Source organism: Pseudomonas sp. G1002 (assembly GCF_013385455.1).
In the GTDB taxonomy this organism is placed as follows: Bacteria; Pseudomonadota; Gammaproteobacteria; order Pseudomonadales; family Pseudomonadaceae; genus Aquipseudomonas.
The window spans coordinates 185,205-199,020 of the sequence record NZ_JACAPY010000036.1 but is presented as its reverse complement, the minus strand read 5'-3'; the positions used below and the strand labels follow the sequence as shown (position 1 = coordinate 199,020).

Sequence of the window (13,816 nt, the reverse complement as noted above, 5' to 3'; positions counted from 1 at the left end):
AAAAATGAAAACACCGCCAGGGAAGGCGGTGTTTTGGGTAGCGCGTGTCAGTTACGAGGCAATCAACTGCCGCAACACGTAGTGCAGGATCCCGCCGGCCTTGAAGTACTCGACCTCATTGAGGGTGTCGATGCGGCACAGCACTTCGACCTTCTCGCTGCTGCCATCCTCACGGGTGATCACCAGCGTCAGGTTCATGCGTGGCTCGATCTCGGCGTTGGTCAGCCCGAGGATGTCGATCTTCTCCTTGCCGGTCAGCTTGAGTGCCTTGCGGTTCTGGTCCAGCTTGAACTGCAGGGGCAGCACGCCCATGCCCACCAGGTTGGAACGGTGAATCCGCTCGAAACTCTCGGCGATCACCGCCTTGACCCCCAGCAGGTTGGTGCCCTTGGCCGCCCAGTCACGGCTTGAGCCGGTGCCGTATTCCTGGCCGGCGATCACCACCAGCGGGGTGCCCGAGGCCTGGTACTTCATGGCCGCGTCGTAGATCGGCATTTTCTCGCCGGTAGGGATGTAGATCGTATTGCCGCCTTCCTCGCCGCCGAGCATTTCGTTGCGGATGCGGATGTTGGCGAAGGTGCCGCGCATCATCACTTCATGGTTGCCGCGACGCGAGCCGTAGGAGTTGAAGTCCCGCGGTTCGACGCCTTGCTCGCGCAGGTATTTGCCGGCCGGGCTGTCGGTCTTGATGTTGCCGGCAGGGGAGATGTGGTCGGTGGTCACCGAGTCCCCCAGCAATGCCAGCACGTTGGCGCCCTTGACGTCTTCGATCACCGGCAGCGGGCCGCCGATGTCGTCGAAGAACGGTGGGTGCTGGATGTAGGTGGAGTCCTTCTGCCACACGTAGGTTGCAGCCTGCGGCACTTCAATGGCCTGCCACTGTTCATCACCGGCAAACACCTCGGCGTATTCCTTGTGGAACATCCCGGTGCTGACTTGTGCAACGGCGTCGGCGATTTCCTTGCTGCTGGGCCAGATGTCCCGCAGGTACACCGGTTTTCCGTCAGAGCCGGTGCCCAGTGGTTCGCTGCTGATGTCCATGCGCACGGTGCCGGCCAGGGCATAGGCCACCACGAGGGGCGGGGAGGCCAGCCAGTTGGTTTTCACCAGGGGGTGCACCCGGCCTTCGAAGTTACGGTTGCCCGAGAGCACCGAGGCCACGGCCAGGTCGGCTTTCTGGATGGCTTTTTCGATCGGCTCGGGCAGCGGCCCGGAGTTGCCGATACAGGTGGTGCAGCCATAACCCACCAGGTCGAAGCCCAGCTTGTCGAGGTAGTGGGTCAAGCCTGCCGCTTTGTAGTAATCAGTCACGACTTTGGAGCCCGGCGCCAGGGAGGTTTTCACCCAGGGCTTGCTCTTCAGTCCTTTCTCCACGGCCTTTTTCGCCACCAGGCCCGCCGCCATCATCACGCTGGGGTTGGAGGTGTTGGTGCAGGAGGTAATCGCCGCGATCACCACCGCGCCGTTTTTCAGGCGATAGGTCTGGCCTTCGAAGTCGTAGTCGGCTTCACCGATCAGGTCGGCGTTGCCCACCGCAACACCGCCGCCGCCTTCGCTCTCCAGGCGGCCCTCTTCCTTGTTGGTGGGTTTGAATTGCAGGTCGAGGAAATCGCTGAAGGCCTGGCCGACGTTAGGCAGTGAGACACGGTCTTGCGGACGTTTAGGCCCGGCCAGGCTGGCTTCGACGCTGGCCATGTCCAGCGCCAGGCTGTCGGTAAAGATCGGCTCCTGACCTGCATTGCGCCACAGGCCCTGGGCCTTGGTGTAGGCCTCCACCAGTTTGACGGTTTCTGCAGGACGGCCCGACAGGCGCAGGTAGTCCAGAGTCACGTCGTCCACCGGGAAGAAGCCGCAAGTGGCGCCGTATTCCGGGGCCATGTTGGCGATGGTGGCGCGGTCTGCCAGGGGCAGGTCAGCCAGGCCATCACCATAGAATTCGACGAATTTCCCGACCACGCCTTTTTTGCGCAACATCTGGGTGACGGTCAGCACCAGGTCGGTGGCGGTGATGCCTTCTTTCAGCTTGCCGGTGAGCTTGAAGCCGATCACTTCCGGGATCAGCATCGACACCGGCTGCCCGAGCATCGCGGCTTCTGCTTCGATCCCGCCCACGCCCCAGCCCAGTACGCCAAGGCCGTTGATCATGGTGGTGTGGGAGTCGGTGCCTACCAATGTGTCGGGGAAGGCGTAGGTGCGGCCGTCTTCATCCTTGGTCCACACGGTGCGGCCGAGGTATTCCAGGTTGACCTGGTGACAGATGCCGGTGCCCGGTGGCACTACGCTGAAGTTGTCGAAGGCGCTCTGGCCCCAGCGCAGGAAGGCGTAGCGTTCGCCGTTGCGCTGCATTTCGATGTCGACGTTTTCCTGGAAGGCGCCGGTGGTGGCGAACTTGTCGACCATCACCGAGTGGTCGATCACCAGGTCCACCGGTGACAGCGGGTTGATGCGTTGCGGGTCACCGCCGGCCTTGGCCACGGCGGCGCGCATGGCGGCCAGGTCGACCACGGCGGGCACGCCGGTAAAGTCTTGCATCAGCACACGGGCGGGGCGGTATTGGATCTCGCGGTCGGAGCGGCGCTCCTTGAGCCAGGCGGCAATGGCCTTGAGGTCGGCGCCGGTGACGGTCTTTTCGTCCTCCCAGCGCAGCAGGTTTTCCAGCAGCACCTTGAGGGACATCGGCAGCTTGTCCAGATCACCCAGGCTCTTGGCGGCTTCGGGCAGGCTGAAGTAGTGATAGGTCTTGTCGTCGATCTGTAAGGCTTTAAGGGTTCTCAGACTATCAAGGGATGACATTACATGACTCCTTATGGTCCGCACGGCTACGGACCTGACGGGACGAACAGAGCTTACAAATTAGCCCTGTTTTAAGTAGCTGGCTAATTACTGGACTCTATCAATAAGTCCAAGGTTCCGAACTCGGCTATCATGCGCGCGTTTTCATGACAGGCATTGCGCTATAGCAAGCCCGTGATCCAGGAGAGTTGATGAACACCCTTTTTATGCACTGCCGCCCGGGTTTTGAAGGCGAAGTCTGTTCCGAGATCGCGGAACACGCCGCACGCCTGAACGTTTCGGGCTATGCCAAGGCCAAGACCGGCAGCGCCTGCGCCGAATTTGTCTGCACCGAAGAAGACGGCGCCCAGCGCCTGATGCGCGGCCAACGCTTTGCCGAGCTGATCTTCCCGCGGCAGTGGGCGCGCGGGGTGTTCATCGACTTGCCGGAAACCGACCGTATCAGCGTGATCCTCGCGCACCTGCGGGATTTCCCGGTGTGCGGCAGCCTGTGGCTGGAAATGGTCGACACCAATGACGGCAAGGAGCTGTCGAACTTCTGCAAGAAATTCGAAGTTCACTTGCGCAAGGCGCTGATGGCCGCCGGCAAACTGGTGGAAGACGCCAGCAAGCCGCGCCTGCTGTTGACCTTCAAGAGCGGCCGCGAAGTGTTCATGGGCCTGGCCGAGTCAAACAACTCGGCCATGTGGCCGATGGGCATCCCGCGCCTCAAATTCCCGCGGGACGCGCCAAGCCGCTCGACCTTGAAGCTGGAAGAGGCCTGGCACCACTTTATCCCCCGTGATCAGTGGGACGAGCGCCTGCACAGCGACATGACCGGCGTCGACCTCGGCGCAGCGCCTGGCGGCTGGACCTGGCAACTGGTCAACCGCGGCATGCTGGTGACCGCCATCGACAACGGCCCGATGGCCGAAAGCCTGATGGACACCGGGCTGGTGCAGCACTTGATGGCCGACGGCTTCATCTACACCCCCAAGCAGCCGGTGGACTGGATGGTCTGCGACATCGTCGAGAAACCGGCGCGCAATGCGGCCCTGTTGGAAACCTGGATCGGCGAGGGACATTGCCGCGAAGCAGTGGTCAACCTGAAGTTGCCGATGAAGCAGCGTTATGCCGAAGTGAAGCGCCTGCTTGAACGCATCGCGGAAGGCTTCAAGGAACGTGGCATCCGGGTGGAGATCGGCTGCAAGCAGCTGTACCACGACCGTGAAGAAGTGACCTGCCATTTGCGCCGGTTGGATGTGAAGAAGCCAAAGGCCCGGTAAACGCTGCTCAATGTAGGAGCGAGCTTGCTCGCGAAAAAACCGAGGGCGCCGCTGGCTACCTGGCGCCCCGCGTTACCGTTAAAATGCCGGCCTGTTTAGGAGTAAACCATGAGCCTGACCCCTGATTTACCCGTCGATGCCGTCCTCGACGCCACCGGCCTCAACTGCCCGGAACCGGTGATGATGCTGCACCAGCACATCCGCGACCTGGCGCCCGGTGGCTTGCTCAAGGTGATCGCGACCGATCCGTCGACCCGTCGCGACATCCCCAAGTTCTGCGTGTTTCTCGACCATGAACTGGTGGACCAGCAGGAGCAGGCCGGTACGTACCTATACTGGATCCGCAAGAAATCGGCTTAAGCCCGGCGAATCCGCTTGCGTGCGCTGCGCACCAGGCGGATCACCAACATCGCCGCGGCACAGCTCAGGCCCACGATCAGCCCCTGCCACAAGCCGCTCGGGCCGCGGGCGTCGCCCAGCCACTCGGTCAGCCCCAGCGCGTAGCCCACCGGCAAGCCCACGCCCCAATACGCAAACAACGTCAGCACCATGGTCACCCGAGTATCCTGGTAACCACGTAGTGCGCCGGCGGCCGTGACCTGGATCGCGTCCGAGAACTGAAACAGCGCCGCAAACACAATCAGCATCGCCGCCACCTGGATCACCAGCGGGTCCTGGGTGTAGATGGTGGCGATCTGTTCGCGAAACAGCAGCATCAGGCTGCAGGACAGGCAGGCATACACCAACGCGGTGCCCATTCCGACACCTGCGGCAAAGCGCGCCTCACGGGGTTCGCCACGGCCCAGGGCCTGGCCCACGCGCACGGTGACCGCCATGCTCAGGGAATAGGGAATCATGAACACCAGCGAACTGAAGTTCAGCGCGATCTGGTGCCCGGCCACCACCGTGGCGCCGAGGCTGCCGATCAGCAGCGCGATCACCGCAAAAATGCTCGACTCGGCGAACACCGCGATCCCGATGGGCAAGCCAATGCTCAACACACGCTTGATCACCGACCATTGCGGCCAGTCAAAGCGCTTGAACAGCTCGCTGCTCTGATACACCGGCGCCCAGCGGGTCCAGGCGGCCAGGCCGAGCATCATCACCCACATCACGATCGCCGTGGCCCAGCCGCAACCGATGCCGCCCATGGCCGGCACGCCGAAGTGGCCGTAGATGAACACATAGTTCAACGGAATATTCAGCGCCAGCCCGCACAGGCCCATGACCATGCTCGGCCGCGTTCGGCCCAGCCCGTCGCTGAAGCAGCGCAGCACGTAATACAACGCAATGGCCGGCATGCCCGAAGCGATGCCGTGCAGGTAGCCCATGCACGGCTTGATCAGCTCGGGATCGACCTTCATCACATGCAGGATCGGTTCGGCACTGATCAGCAACAGCAGCGCGGTAATCCCCACCACCAGCGCCAGCCACATCGACTGGCGCACCAGCGGGCCGATTTCACCGTGGGTGCCGGCGCCGAAGCGTTGGGCGACTTTCGGCGTGGTGGCCAGCAGGGTGCCGGTCATCAGCAGGTACACCGGGATCCAGATGGAGTTGCCCAGGGCGACTGCCGCCAGGTCTCGGGAGCTGACACGCCCGGCCATCACGGCATCGACGAACCCCATGGCGGTGGTCGCCAGTTGCCCGATCATGATCGGCAGGGCCAGGGCCAGCAGATTGCGCACTTCAAGGCTGACGCGGGCGGGGCGGGAGAGGGCGGTGGTGGTTGTGGCAGTGTTCACGTACGGATGTCCGATAGGGGGAGCGCAGGACGGCGCATTCTACGCCTTGACGTGTTGGTCAGGAAAAAACCTGTGTTGTGGATTTGTAAACACATCCCCGCGCAAATGCAGCGTTTTGTGGCGAGGGCGCTTGCTGTGGTGAGGGAGCTTGCTGTGGCGAGGGAGCTTGCTCCCGCTGGGCTGCGCAGCAGCCCCAGAACGGGCAACCGATGTGTACCTGAAAAAATACGGTGCTGCATTTGGGAGCGCTGCGCACTCCAGCGGGAGCAAGCTCCCTCGCCACAAGGAAAACCGCTGTACACTGCTGATCCGTGAAAGGAGCCTGCCATGCTGATTGTTGCCGACGAAAATATCCCGCTGCTCGATGCATTCTTCGAAGGATTCGGCGAGATTCGCCGGGTTCCGGGCCGGTCCATTGACCGCGCGACGATCGAGCAGGCCGATGTGCTGCTGGTGCGTTCAGTGACCAACGTCAACCGGGCCTTGCTCGAAGGCACGCCGGTGCGGTTTGTCGGCACCTGCACCATCGGCACTGATCACCTCGACCTCGATTACTTCCAGCGCGCCGGCATCCAGTGGTCCAGCGCCCCCGGCTGCAATGCCCGTGGCGTGGTCGACTATGTACTGGGCAGCCTGCTGACCCTGGCCGAGATCGAAGGCGCCGACCTGGCCCAGCGCACCTACGGTGTGGTGGGTGCCGGTGAAGTCGGCGGGCGTCTGGTCAAGGTGCTCAAGGCGTTGGGCTGGAACGTGCTGGTGTGCGACCCGCCCCGGCAGATCGCCGAGGACGGTGATTACGTCAGCCTGGAGCAGATCGTCGAGCAGTGCGATGTGATCAGTCTGCACACGCCGCTGAACAAATCCGGCAACGGCTCCACCTGGCACTTGTTCGACCGCGAGCGCCTCAACCAGCTGAAGCCCGGTGCCTGGCTGATCAACGCCAGCCGCGGCCCGGTGGTGGACAACGCCGCCCTCAAGGAGGTGCTGCTGGAGCGCGAAGACCTGCAGGCCGTGCTGGATGTGTGGGAAGGCGAGCCGCAGGTGGACGTCGACCTGGCCGACCTGTGTGTGCTGGCCACCCCGCATATCGCCGGCTACAGCCTGGACGGCAAGCAGCGCGGCACGGCGCAGATCTATCAGGCGTTTTGCCGGCATCTTGGTCAGGACCCGACGATTCAATTGAGCGACTTGCTGCCGGAGCCGTGGCTGGCCGAAGTCAGCCTCAATGCCAATACCGATCCGGCCTGGGCCCTGGCGACCCTGTGCCGCAGCGTGTACGACCCGCGCCGTGATGACGCGGATTTCCGCCGCAGCCTGGTAGGCACAGTGGATGAGCAGCGCAAGGCCTTCGACCTATTGCGCAAGCACTACCCCGAGCGGCGTGAGATTGACGGCTTGAAAGTGCGGATCAACGGCGAGTCTGCCGCCTTGTCGAGCATCGTGGCAGCATTGGGCGCACAGGCAATCTGAAGGCACAAAAAACCCGGCCATCAAGGCCGGGTTTAAGAGAGCGTGGGCGAATCAGCCTCGCTTGGCAGGCTTGACCAATTTCTGTTCCAGTTCGGCGCACGCGCTCTGGATCATTTCTTCGGTGATTTGCACTTCGCGGCCCTGAGCGTCGATATACGAGCAAGGCAATTGCTGCGGTTGGCGGATCACTTGAATTTTGGCGTTGCTGCTGTTTTGCAAGGACATGGCCCGTCTCCTCATCAGGTTGTGTACCTACTTTAAAACCCCCGCGTGACCGCGTTGTTACAACTCCTTGCGCGGCCCGCAGATCGAATGCCCAGTCCAGCAGAAACCGATACAAATTTCCAGCCGGTCCTTAGACCGATAGCCTCTAGGGCCTAGGTTCGGTGAGCATAATTAACCTGACTCATTGTGATTCGCTCAAGTTCCCCCCATGTAGCTATGCAGGTTCCCGTCTCCAACCTTCAGGTGAAACCCTCCATGCTCTCAGCCCGTCAACGCCGCGCGATTCGCCTGGCCAGTCGCTTCGTCGCTCCCTACCGCTGGCAGGCCCTGGGCGCCTTGTTGGCGCTGATCGTCACCGCCGGCATTACCTTGTCCATGGGCCAGGGTATTCGCCTGCTGGTGGACCAGGGGTTCATGACCCAGTCGCCGCACCTGCTCAACCAATCCATCGGTCTGTTCATGATCCTGGTGCTGGGCCTGGCGGTGGGCACCTTTGCGCGGTTTTACCTGGTGTCGTGGATCGGCGAGCGGGTGGTGGCGGACATCCGGCGGCAGGTGTTCAACCACTTGATCTACCTGCATCCGGGCTTCTACGAAAACAATCGCAGCTCGGAAATCCAGTCCCGGCTGACCACCGACACCACCTTGCTGCAATCGGTGATCGGCTCCTCGCTGTCGCTATTCCTGCGCAACGCCTTGATGGTGATCGGCGGGATCGTGCTGCTGTTTGTCACCAACCCCAAGCTCACCAGCATCGTCGTGATAGCGCTGCCACTGGTGCTGGCGCCGATCCTGATCTTCGGCCGCCGGGTGCGCAGCCTGTCGCGCCAGAGCCAGGATCGCATCGCCGATGTCGGCAGCTATGTGTCCGAGACCCTCGGCCAGATCAAGACCGTGCAGGCCTACAACCACCAGGTCCAGGACGAACAGCGCTTCGCGCTGACGGTGGAAGAGGCGTTCACCACCGCCCGCAAACGCATCGTGCAGCGCGCCTGGCTGATTACCCTGGTGATCATGCTGGTGCTGGGCGCCGTGGGCGTGATGCTCTGGGTCGGCGGCATGGACGTGATCGGCGGGCGCATTTCCGGTGGTGAGCTGGCGGCGTTCGTGTTCTACAGCCTGATCGTCGGCAGTGCCGTCGGTACCTTGAGTGAAGTGTTGGGCGAGTTGCAGCGCGCCGCCGGTGCGGCGGAGCGGATTGGCGAATTGCTGCAGTCGAGCAATGAGATCAAGGCGCCCGAAGCCAACGTGATCAAGTTGCCGGAGCGGGTCAGCGGCCGCCTGGAAATCCAGGATTTGCGCTTCTCCTATCCGTCGCGCCCGGATCGTTTTGCTATCGACGGCTTGAGCCTGAGCATCAATGCAGGCGAAACCCTGGCCCTGGTCGGTCCGTCCGGTGCGGGTAAATCGACGATGTTCGATCTGTTGCTGCGTTTCTACGATCCCCAGCAAGGCCGCATCCTGCTTGAAGGCCACCCGCTGACCGAGCTGGATCCGCTGGACCTGCGCCGCTGTTTCGCCCTGGTGTCCCAGAGCCCGGCGCTGTTTTTCGGCAGCGTTGAGGAGAACATCCGCTACGGCAATCCGACGGCCACCTTTGCCCAGGTCGAGGAGGCGGCGCGCATCGCCCACGCTCACGACTTCATTTTGCAAATGCCCGACGGCTACCAGACCCACCTGGGCGACGGCGGCATGGGCCTCTCCGGCGGCCAGCGCCAACGCCTGGCCATCGCCCGGGCCTTGTTGGTGGATGCACCGATCCTGCTGCTGGACGAAGCCACCAGCGCGCTGGACGCCCAGAGCGAACACCTGATCCAGCAGGCGCTGCCGCAGTTGATGGAAGGGCGCACCACCCTGGTCATCGCCCACCGGCTGGCCACCGTGAAGAATGCCGACCGGATTGCCGTGATGGACCAGGGCAAGCTGGTGGCGGTGGGGACGCATCAGCAACTGATCGCCAGCAATCCGCTGTATGCACGGCTGGCGGCGTTGCAGTTCAGTGATGGTGAGTCGACCACCCACTGATTCACCGCCCACAAAAAATGCCCGCATCTCTCAATGCGGGCATTTTTTATGGGATAGCGTTACTTACTGATCATCAAAATACCGCTCATGCCAGTCCACCAGCGGCTGCGGTGCATTGAGCTTCTGCCCGTAGATCACCGAATAAGACAGCACGTTCTGCACATACTGGCGGGTTTCGTCGAACGGGATGCTTTCCACCCACACATCGAAACTCAGGTGATCGGCGCCGCGCAGCCATTGGCGTACACGGCCCGGGCCGGCGTTGTAGGCGGCGGTGGCGAGCACGCGGTTGCCGTTGAACTGGGCGTGGACCTGGCTCAGGTAGGCGGCGCCGAGCTGGATGTTCTTGTCCGGGTCGAGCACCTGCTGTTGCGAAGCCAGCGGGATGCTGAACTTGCGCGCAGTCTCCTTGGCGGTGCCGGGCATCAGTTGCATCAGGCCGGTGGCGCCGACGCCGGAGCGCGCGTCGTCCATGAAGGCGCTTTCCTGGCGGGTGATCGCAAATACCCAGCTGGAATGCACGCCGCGGACCTTGGCTTCGCGCACCAGGGTGTCGCGGTGGGCCATCGGGAAGCGGATGTCCAGGTCGTCCCAGTACTGCGCCTGGCTGATGGTGCGGATCGCCGGGAAGTACCACTTCATGTCGTAGGCCAACTTGGCCTGGGCGACCATTTCGTCGCGGTTGAAATGCCGGCTGACGTGGTACCACTCGCGGCGGCCATCAACGATCTGGCCACGGGCGTAGAACTCCAGGGCGCGGCGCACGCCCGGTGTGTTGCGTACCTTGTTCATCAGCGCCTGGCTCATCACCAGTGGCTTGTTGTTCAGTTGGTACGGGGACTGGGAGCGATCCGCCGCCAGGAAACCGTAAAAGTCTCGTTCCTTGGCCAGGCCCTTGTACATCACCAGGGCTTGCGGGTTCTTCGGCTCTGCCAGTTCCAGGCTGCGGGCCTGCCAGTAGCGCCAGCGGTTGGTGGTGGCCAGGTCCTGGGGCAGCTTGCGGGTCAACTGGTAGGCGTCTTCCCAGCGGGCCAGGCGCAACAGCAGGCGCAGGCGCCATTCGGAAACGGTGTTGTCCCGCAGTTCCGGATCGTATTTGGTCATCACGTCGAGGGCGCGCGGGTCGTAGCGACGCGCCAGGGTCAGGCCGATTTCCCGGGCGATCGACACTTTTTCGTCACGAGAGAAGTGCATGCTGCTGGCATAACCGTCGAGCAGGGCCATGGCCTTGTCCGGGTCCTGGCGTGCCAGGCGGCGCAGGCCCAGGCCTACGGCATCGGACATGGCTTCGTTGGCCGGCAGGAAGCGCGATGGGTCGCCGAGCATGTCGGGCTTCTGCGCCACGTCCACCATCAGGCGGCCCTGGGCGCCGAGGGTCGGCAGGGTCTTCACCAGGCTGTTGGCCAACGGATAGTTGCGGGCTTCGGCGGCCAGCTTGGCGCGGTCCCATATCTTCTGTTCGGTCAGTTGGCCGTCGGCGGCCCACTGGCCAAAGGTGGCATCACAGGCCGCAGGCTGGGATTTACCGGTCAGCCACAGCTTCTCGGTGGTTTTATAACCTTCGGCTTTTTGGTTGTGGGTCAGCTGGAATTGGCCATGGAGGCAGTCCAGTTCGACGAAATTGAGTTTGGCGTCGTAGTACTTTTCAAAGGTTTGCCAGTCGCCACGGTCGGCCAGCCAGCGCAACCAGCGCAGTTTCATCCAGTTGGCCTGGGGCAGGTCGCCGTTCTTGGCGAGGAATTGTTCGATCTCCTCGTTGCTGGCGGTTTTCAGTCGCGCCGTGAGCTCGTCGTAGGCGAGGTACGGCGTCAACGGGTAGTCGGCCAGGGCCTGGCTGTATTGGAAATACGGGCCGCTGTCGCCTTTGGCGAGGGCTCGTTTGGCTTCATCGTAATATTGACGTTGGGTGGTGAGGTCCACGGCCTGGGCGGATTGAACGGCGGTGGCAGAAAGAAGCAGACAAGATAAAAAGCTGAAAAGGCGACTGCGCATGAGACGTCCGTGCAGAGGAATCTGGACTAGTGCCGACGTCGCCGACACTGATTGCCCCTAGCTTAGCCTTTTGCCCGCAACCGGTGAAAGCTTTGCCGGTCGCTTCGTTCAAGTTCATCTGAAATGTCCAACAGAACGTGTCAGCGGCGAAAATGCCGGCCGCCTCGAGCCCTAAGTCAGGTAGAATGCGCGCCCAGTTTTTGGAGAAGCGTATGACCCTGCTCAAATTCAGCGATGTGTCCCTTGCTTTCGGCGCTATGCCGTTGTTGGACAAGGTGTCCTGGCAGATCGCCCGTGGTGAGCGGGTGTGCATCATCGGCCGCAACGGCACCGGCAAGTCCAGCATGATGAAGCTGGTAAAAGGCGACCAGAAGCCCGATGACGGCTCTGTCTGGCGCGCCCCGGGCCTCAAGATTGGCGAATTGCCGCAAGAATTGCCGGTGGCCGACGGACGGACAGTGTTCGACGTGGTTGCCGAAGGCCTCGACGGCGTGGGCGCACTGCTCGCCGAATACCATCACCTGGCGCAGAACTGCGTCACCGAAGCCGACCTGGACAAGCTGATGCACGTCCAGCAAGACCTCGAAGCCCGCGACGGCTGGCGCTTGCAGCAATTGGTCGACAGCACCCTGAGCCGCCTGCAACTGCCCGCCGACAAGACCCTCGCCGAATTGTCCGGCGGCTGGCGTCGCCGCGTCCTGCTGGCCCAGGCCCTGGTTTCCGAACCGGATCTGTTGCTGCTCGACGAACCGACCAACCACCTGGACATCGGCGCAATCGCCTGGCTTGAAGAAGCCCTCAAGGATTTCCAGGGCGCCGTGCTGTTCATCACGCACGACCGTTCCTTCCTGCAGAACCTGGCAACCCGCATCCTCGAACTGGATCGTGGCGGCCTGATCGACTGGAATGGCGACTACGCCAGCTTCCTTGTGCATAAAGAAGCTGCACTGTCCGCCGAAGAAACCGCCAATGCGCTGTTTGACAAAAAATTGGCCCAGGAAGAAGTCTGGATCCGCCAGGGCATCAAGGCCCGCCGCACCCGTAACGAAGGCCGCGTACGTGCCCTGAAAGCCCTGCGTGTCGAGCGCAGCGAGCGCCGTGAACGCACCGGCAAGGCCAATATCCAGCTGGACACCGCCGACAAGTCGGGCAAGCAAGTGATGGTGCTGGAAAACGTCAGCTTCCATCACCCGGACGGCCCGTTCCTGATCAAGGACTTCTCCATGGTCCTGCAGCGCGGCGACCGTATCGGCCTGCTCGGCGCCAACGGTACCGGCAAGACCACCTTGCTCAAGCTGATGCTCAACGGCCTGCAACCCACCAGCGGTACCGTGGAAGAGGGCACGCGCATCGACGTGGCCTACTTCGACCAGTTGCGCCACCAGTTGGACCTGGAAAAAACCGTGATCGACAACGTCGCCGAAGGTCGCGACTTTATCGACATCGACGGCCAGAGCCGCCACGTGCTGAGCTACCTGGGCGACTTCCTGTTCAGCCCGCAGCGTGCACGTACGCCGGTCAAGGCCTTGTCCGGTGGTGAGCGTGCGCGCCTGCTGCTGGCCAAGTTGTTCAGCAAGCCAGCCAACCTGCTGGTACTCGACGAACCGACCAACGACCTCGACGTGGAAACCCTGGAACTGCTGGAAGAGGTCCTGCTGACCTTCAACGGCACCGTGCTGATGGTCAGTCACGACCGGGCATTCCTCGATAACGTGGTCACCAGCACCCTGGTCTTCGAAGGTGAAGGCAAGGTGCGTGAATACGTCGGTGGTTACCAGGACTGGCTGCGCCAGGGCGGCTCGCCGCGCCTGCTGGGCGTGACCGAGAGCAAGTCCGGCAAGGCTGACTTGACCTCGGCCGTGGTTGCTCCAGTGGCTGCTGCTCCGGCACCAGCCCAGGAAGCACCTGCTGCGAAGAAGAAGCTCAGCTACAAGCTGCAACGTGAGCTGGAAGCACTGCCGGGTGATATCGACGCCAAGGAACAGCAGATTGCTGCCGTTGAAGCTGAAATGGCTGACGCGGGTTTCTACCTGCGTCCGGCTGCAGAAACCGCCAAGGTGATTGCATCCCTCGAGCAGCTTAACAGCGAGCTTGAAGCCCTGGTTGAACGCTGGGCCGAGCTGGATGCCTGAGTGATTCAAGCGCAATAAAAAACCCGGCGCTCATTTGTATGAGCGCCGGGTTTTTTGTATGAAACGCGGTTCAGATGTGGGAGCGGGCTTGCTCGCGAATGCGGTGTGTCAGTCCATATATTTGTCGACTGATCCACCGCTTTCGCGAGCAAGCCCGCTCCCACACAAG

9 protein-coding genes are annotated in these 13,816 nt (G+C 62.3%); 5 read left to right on the top strand and 4 right to left on the bottom strand.

Features of this window, described 5'->3' with window-relative positions; genetic code table 11:
- Positions 1-51: 51 nt before the first annotated feature.
- Positions 52-2,793 (bottom strand): aconitate hydratase AcnA, encoded by a 2,742-nt coding sequence (gene acnA / locus HX801_RS24455; protein WP_177022898.1) that lies wholly within the window; start codon positions 2,791-2,793, stop codon positions 52-54.
- A gap of 191 nt (positions 2,794-2,984) precedes the next feature.
- Here acnA and rlmM point away from each other — a divergent pair, with 191 nt between their 5' ends.
- Positions 2,985-4,058 carry a 23S rRNA (cytidine(2498)-2'-O)-methyltransferase RlmM gene (gene rlmM / locus HX801_RS24450; protein ID WP_003219000.1) on the top strand — a complete coding sequence of 358 codons (1,074 nt, stop codon included), beginning with the start codon at positions 2,985-2,987 and terminating at the stop codon, positions 4,056-4,058.
- Positions 4,059-4,166: 108 nt separating this feature from the next.
- A complete protein-coding gene (gene tusA / locus HX801_RS24445) occupies positions 4,167-4,418 on the top strand; it encodes a sulfurtransferase TusA (RefSeq protein WP_003218998.1) in 252 nt (83 codons plus the stop codon).
- On the opposite strand, the gene HX801_RS24440 is transcribed toward tusA, so the two are convergent.
- Complete coding sequence (locus tag HX801_RS24440) at positions 4,415-5,803, bottom strand: MATE family efflux transporter (protein WP_102368386.1); 1,389 nt, start codon at positions 5,801-5,803, stop codon at positions 4,415-4,417. The two genes, tusA and HX801_RS24440, sit on opposite strands and share 4 nt — an antisense overlap.
- A gap of 327 nt (positions 5,804-6,130) precedes the next feature.
- Between HX801_RS24440 and pdxB the strand changes: the two genes are divergently transcribed.
- The gene (gene pdxB / locus HX801_RS24435) at positions 6,131-7,273 is read left to right on the top strand and encodes a 4-phosphoerythronate dehydrogenase PdxB (protein ID WP_008437589.1); all 1,143 of its coding nucleotides are present in this window, start codon (positions 6,131-6,133) and stop codon (positions 7,271-7,273) included.
- A 51-nt stretch (positions 7,274-7,324) separates the two neighbouring features.
- Here the strand turns inward: pdxB and HX801_RS24430 are convergent, their stop codons facing one another.
- Positions 7,325-7,498: a PA1571 family protein gene (locus HX801_RS24430; RefSeq protein ID WP_003218992.1), complete on the bottom strand. Its 174-nt coding sequence runs from the start codon at positions 7,496-7,498 to the stop codon at positions 7,325-7,327.
- Positions 7,499-7,714: 216 nt separating this feature from the next.
- Here HX801_RS24430 and HX801_RS24425 point away from each other — a divergent pair, with 216 nt between their 5' ends.
- On the top strand, positions 7,715-9,523 hold the full coding sequence (locus tag HX801_RS24425) for an ABC transporter transmembrane domain-containing protein (protein ID WP_177008120.1): 1,809 nt from the start codon (positions 7,715-7,717) through the stop codon (positions 9,521-9,523).
- A 63-nt stretch (positions 9,524-9,586) separates the two neighbouring features.
- Here the strand turns inward: HX801_RS24425 and HX801_RS24420 are convergent, their stop codons facing one another.
- Positions 9,587-11,515: a transglycosylase SLT domain-containing protein gene (locus HX801_RS24420; protein ID WP_008437594.1), complete on the bottom strand. Its 1,929-nt coding sequence runs from the start codon at positions 11,513-11,515 to the stop codon at positions 9,587-9,589.
- Between the two features lie 212 nt (positions 11,516-11,727).
- Between HX801_RS24420 and HX801_RS24415 the strand changes: the two genes are divergently transcribed.
- Positions 11,728-13,647: an ATP-binding cassette domain-containing protein gene (locus tag HX801_RS24415; RefSeq protein ID WP_003218986.1), complete on the top strand. Its 1,920-nt coding sequence runs from the start codon at positions 11,728-11,730 to the stop codon at positions 13,645-13,647.
- Positions 13,648-13,816: the final 169 nt, after the last annotated feature.

What these genes read in the sequence shown, in the direction of transcription:
- acnA (WP_177022898.1), bottom strand. Translation starts at nt 2,793, where the DNA reads ATGTCATCCCTTGATAGTCTGAGAACCCTTAAAGCCTTACAGATCGAC.
- HX801_RS24420 (WP_008437594.1), bottom strand. Translation starts at nt 11,515, where the DNA reads ATGCGCAGTCGCCTTTTCAGCTTTTTATCTTGTCTGCTTCTTTCTGCC.
- rlmM (WP_003219000.1), top strand. Translation starts at nt 2,985, where the DNA reads ATGAACACCCTTTTTATGCACTGCCGCCCGGGTTTTGAAGGCGAAGTC.
- HX801_RS24425 (WP_177008120.1), top strand. Translation starts at nt 7,715, where the DNA reads ATGCAGGTTCCCGTCTCCAACCTTCAGGTGAAACCCTCCATGCTCTCA.
- HX801_RS24430 (WP_003218992.1), bottom strand. Translation starts at nt 7,498, where the DNA reads ATGTCCTTGCAAAACAGCAGCAACGCCAAAATTCAAGTGATCCGCCAA.
- pdxB (WP_008437589.1), top strand. Translation starts at nt 6,131, where the DNA reads ATGCTGATTGTTGCCGACGAAAATATCCCGCTGCTCGATGCATTCTTC.
- HX801_RS24415 (WP_003218986.1), top strand. Translation starts at nt 11,728, where the DNA reads ATGACCCTGCTCAAATTCAGCGATGTGTCCCTTGCTTTCGGCGCTATG.
- tusA (WP_003218998.1), top strand. Translation starts at nt 4,167, where the DNA reads ATGAGCCTGACCCCTGATTTACCCGTCGATGCCGTCCTCGACGCCACC.